A 2,112-nucleotide genomic window follows, 5' to 3' on the forward strand; every position below is an offset into this window, starting at 1 on the left:
GGGGTATGACGGTGTGGTGGCCAAGCGGTTGACCAGTACGTATCTGCCGGGTCGGCGCAGCCGCGACTGGATCAAGGTCAAGAACCTCCACACCGGCCGCAGTTCCTGAGCCCGGCCGTCGACCGGCCCCCAATCCCCGTCTCCCTGGTGGAAACGAGGCGGCATGCTTGATCGGGAACCCTCGTTCCGTCAGGTGCGGGGAGTCGAGGGCTACTTGCCCCTGGAGGACTTCGGCCTCATCGGGGACGGCAGGACGGCGGCCCTCGTCGGTGCGGACGGCTCCATCCCCTGGTTGTGCCTGCCCCGATTCGACGCCGATCCGCTCTTCTGCGGGCTGCTCGACCACGCCCGCGGCGGGCACTTCACCGTGGCGCCCGAGGAACTGGTGGCGGCCCGCCAGCACTATGAGCCCGACACCGGGGTGCTCGTCACCGAACTGCGCTGCGCCACCGGCCTGGTACGCGTCACCGACGCACTGGTCCTGCGCTCCGGGGCCGATCTCACCGACGACGCCTCCGCCGGCCGCGGCGAACTCGTCCGCTCGGCCGTGGTCCTCGACGGCGACGTACGGCTGCGCGTGGACCTGGAGCCCCGCGGCGGAGCGCAGGCCCGTGCCCTGTTCAGCGGGCTGGAGGTCCGCATGGCGCGCCGGCCGGAGCTGCGGCTGCACCTGCGCTCCAACCGCCCGCTGGAATCCCTGCACAGCACCCACGGATTGCGGCGGGGCGACCGCCTCGACCTGGTCCTGTCCTGGGGCCGCTTCCACCGGCACCACCGGTTCGACGCCGAGGCGATGCTGGCGGGGACCGCGGGCGCGTGGCGCCGCTGGATGACGCGCTTCGCCTATCGCGGCCCCGAGGAACCCCTCGTCCGCAGGGCCGCGATCATATTGAAGATGTGCGACGACTGGACGAACGGCTCACTGGTCGCGGCGCCCACGTCGTCCCTGCCCGCGCCCGTCGGCGGGATCCGCAACTGGGACTACCGGTACACATGGATCCGCGATGCCGCCTTCGCCGTGTTCGCCATGCGCCGTATCGGCTTCGGCGGCGAGGCCGACGCGTTCCTCGGCTGGGTCCTGGACGCGTTCGAGCACAGCCGGGAGCCGCGGATCATGTACGGCCTCGACGGCGGCCCGGTACCCGAGGAGGTCGAGGACGCCGGGTTGGAGGGCTACCGGCGCTCCGCCCCGGTGCGATGGGGCAACGGTGCGGCCGACCAGCGTCAGCACGACGTCTACGGCGAGGTACTGGACTGCGCGGACCAGTGGCTGCGTGCCGGTGGGGGGCTCGAACCCGCGCTGTGGGCGGGTCTGGGCAGCCTGGCGGAGGCCGCGGACCGGGCCTGGCGGGAGCCCGACCAGGGCATCTGGGAGGTGCGCAGCGAGGGCCGGGTGTTCACCTACTCGGCCGGGATGTGCCAGGTGGCCCTGGACCGGGCCGCCGGGATCGGCGAGCGGCTCGGCCTGCCCGGGCGGACCACGGCGTGGCGGGCCTCGGCGGGCAAGCTGCGGCAGCTGATCCTGGACCAGTCCTGGGACGAGGACGCGCGGACCCTCAGCGAGCACCTGGACGGCGGCGGCGAACTGGACGCCAGCCTGCTCGCGCTTCCGCTGCGGCAGGTCGTCCCGGCCGGCCACCCGCGCATGGTGGCGACCGCCGACGCGATCGCCGAGCGGCTCTCCGCGGGCGACGGTCTGCTCTACCGCTATCTCCACGACCAGTCGCCCGACGGCCTGCCCGGTGACGAGGGCGCCTTCGTCCTGTGCAGCTTCTGGCTCGTCGACAACCTGGTCGGCCAGGGCAGGGTCGAGGAGGCCGGGGAGCTGTACGCCTCCCTGTGCGGACGGGCGAGCCCGCTCGGGCTGATGTCGGAGCAGATCGACCCTTCGACGGGTGGGTTCGCGGGTAACTTTCCGCAGGCGTTCAGCCATATCGGGATCATCGCCAGCGGCGTCAACCTGGCACGGGCGGAGGCGGGCACGGCGGTGTGATCGGGCGAGGCGCCCTCTCCGGGACCGGCCGGCGGGTGGGTGTGGTCACAGGCCGAGGGCGATGGCGGTGCGGGTGAGTTCGGCGGTGGTGGTGATGTCGAGCTTGGCGCGGATGCGGC

General features: G+C 72.7%; 2 protein-coding genes. Both read left to right on the plus strand.

Features of this window, described 5'->3' with window-relative positions; all coding sequences use genetic code 11:
* The first annotated feature begins 13 nt into the window (after nt 1-13).
* The gene (locus tag ACWDAS_RS41400; protein ID WP_450401146.1) at nt 14-109 is read left to right on the plus strand and encodes a hypothetical protein; all 96 of its coding nucleotides are present in this window, start codon (nt 14-16) and stop codon (nt 107-109) included.
* A 54-nt stretch (nt 110-163) separates the two neighbouring features.
* Nucleotides 164-1,993, plus strand: coding sequence for a glycoside hydrolase family 15 protein (locus ACWDAS_RS41405; protein WP_450401144.1), 1,830 nt, complete (start codon nt 164-166; stop codon nt 1,991-1,993).
* Nucleotides 1,994-2,112: the final 119 nt, after the last annotated feature.

Source organism: Streptomyces sp. NPDC001070, from assembly GCF_053598835.1.

Excerpts from the sequence above, each read along its gene's own strand:
- ACWDAS_RS41405 (WP_450401144.1), top strand. The coding sequence starts at position 164 with ATGCTTGATCGGGAACCCTCGTTCCGTCAGGTGCGGGGAGTCGAGGGC.